Raw genomic sequence first — 2,355 nt, forward strand, 5'->3', positions numbered from 1 at the left:
GTACTTGAATACTATATCCCCGCCGAACCCCTGAGCGATACCCCGGGCGACTGCCGCGATCTCTCGCTCGGCGAAGTCTCTCAGGGTGGACGCCAGCGCCCTAACGGTTCCGGAGATGGCAACTTGATCGGGAATGACATTGTAAGCCTGGGCGGCACTCAGCTTGGTGACGGATATCACCAGCGATTCCAAAGGGTCGGTCCTGCGCGAAACCAAAGCCTGCAGACCCACAATGATCTGAGCTGCGATAACAACGGGGTCAACGGTTCGATGGGGATTGGCCGCATGGCCGCCAGTGCCCTTAACAATGATATCGAAGTCATCCTGCGAGCCCATGATTGAACCGGGGCGGATGCCAAACTTGCCGATATCGATACCCGGCGCAATGTGCATGCCATAAACTTGGGATATTCCGAAGCGATCCATAATCCCTTCCTGAACCATCTTCAGGGCTCCCGACGGCAGCTCCACTTCTTCGGCAGGTTGAAAGATCAGGGCGACAGTGCCTTTGAAGTTTCGGCTTTTGGCCAGATGTTTCGCTGCACCCAAAAGCATGGCCGTATGGCCATCGTGGCCGCACGCATGCATATTGCCCGGTATTTTCGACGACCAGGGTTTGTTGGAAGCTTCAACGATCGGTAGAGCATCCATATCCGCCCTCAAACCAATCGTCGGACCGTCTCCGCCCTCACCTTGAATCAACGCGACGATGCCAGTCTCCGCAATACCCGTCTCGATGTGCTTGATGCCGAACGAAGCCAGTTTTTCCGCCACAAACCTCGCTGTGTTCTCCAACCGATAATCCAACTCCGGATTTTCATGTAGATAGCGGCGCCACTCGGTCGCCTCGCGCTGTAGTTCCCGGAAAGTTTCAATGCTTGTCATGCTGCATTAGCCTTTTTGAAATGCATTCTTCGGAACCACTTTGCCACATTCTGCTGAGATGGACGGCGGTTATGCGCAGGCTGTTCCTAAGAGCGTGGGATAGCAATCCAAGCCAACCCGTCCGCTCGATAGGACTGAGAGTGGTACATGAGCGCGTCGGCGTGGCGCCAAACTGCACCGGCTGTTGAAACGTATACTACAGAAAGCGGGGCTGCTTGAAATGGGAGTAGGTCTCCTCCAGTGAAGCCGACCACAAGAGGCCCAATGGGAGGTAAATGAGCAACGGGATCGCCGCCGCTCATGCCGGCTGTGGGGGCAAGCCGGTCTTTTCGATCGCATACACTGCCGCGGCCTCGTCGTTGTCGGAAGTACCGCCCGTTAATACCTCCGCGCCAAGAAGGTCACCGGCTTCGTTGCGGAACAAAACTCCACTAGCAACGGGAACGATCTTCCCGTCCAACACGGCAGTAAGTCCGGCCACGAAATGCGGCCGCTCGGCCGAAGCCTTGTCGAGCCAGCGCGATCCGGAGCCCACGGCGAGCGCACCGAAGGCTTTCCAGGTTGCGATCTCAAAGCGGAGCATCGATGCTCCATCCTGCTTCTGGAACGCGATCAGTTGACCCCCGGCGTCGAGGATCGCGACGCTCAGCGGCTTGAAGCCCCTCTCCTGCGCTGCGGACAGCGAACTCGCGTGATTATATTGGCGGCTGTCAGATTCAGTACGCCATGTCAGTTATCGTCAGCACTTTCGCAAATTGTCCTGGCCTTCAACTGGAACCTCCGCTTATGCAGCACCGGCTCGGTGTAGCCGTTGGGCTGGACGCGGCCTTTAAAAACGAGGTCGCAGGCGGCGAGGAAGGCGATGGAGCTGTCGAAGTCGGGCGCCATCGGCCGGTAGAGCGGATCGCCCGCGTTCTGGCGGTCGACGACGCCGGCCATGCGCTTCATCGTCTCAATCACCTGAATCTCGGAGCAAACCTTATGGTGTAGCCAATTGGCGATGTGCTGCGACGAGATGCGCAGCGTGGCGCGGTCCTCCATGAGGCCGACATCGTTGATGTCTGGCACTTTCGAGCAGCCGACCCCCTGGTCAATCCAGCGCATGACGTAGCCCAGAATGCCTTGCGCATTGTTGTCGAGCTCGCGCTGGATCTCGTCCGGCGTCCAGTTCGGCCGCACAGCCACCGGCACCGACAATATGTCATCGAGCTTGGCCTTCGGCCGGCTCTTCAACGCCGCTTGGACGGCATGGACATCGACCTTGTGATAATGCGTGGCGTGCAGCGTCGCCGCCGTCGGCGATGGCACCCAGGCGGTGTTGGCGCCGGCCTTGGGATGCGCGATCTTTTGTTCCAGCATCGCCGCCATCAGATCCGGCATCGCCCACATGCCCTTGCCGATCTGGGCGTGGCCGGCCAGCCCGCATTCGAGCCCGGTGTCGACATTCCACGCCTCATAGGCGGAAATCCA

At 58.9% G+C, this 2,355-nt stretch carries 2 protein-coding genes and 1 pseudogene; all 3 read right to left on the minus strand.

Going from position 1 to position 2,355, the window contains the following annotated elements:
• On the minus strand, positions 1-885 hold an 885-nt coding region (locus EOA32_RS36390), incomplete at its 3' end, for an amidohydrolase (RefSeq protein WP_128374242.1).
• A 298-nt stretch (positions 886-1,183) separates the two neighbouring features.
• Positions 1,184-1,567, minus strand: coding sequence for a heme-binding protein (locus tag EOA32_RS36395; RefSeq protein ID WP_128374243.1), 384 nt, complete (start codon positions 1,565-1,567; stop codon positions 1,184-1,186).
• A 47-nt stretch (positions 1,568-1,614) separates the two neighbouring features.
• A pseudogene (locus tag EOA32_RS36400) lies at positions 1,615-2,355 on the minus strand (malate synthase G); the annotation flags it as partial.

This window comes from Mesorhizobium sp. M1A.F.Ca.ET.072.01.1.1 (genome assembly GCF_004023325.1).
Lineage (GTDB): Bacteria > Pseudomonadota > Alphaproteobacteria > Rhizobiales > Rhizobiaceae > Mesorhizobium.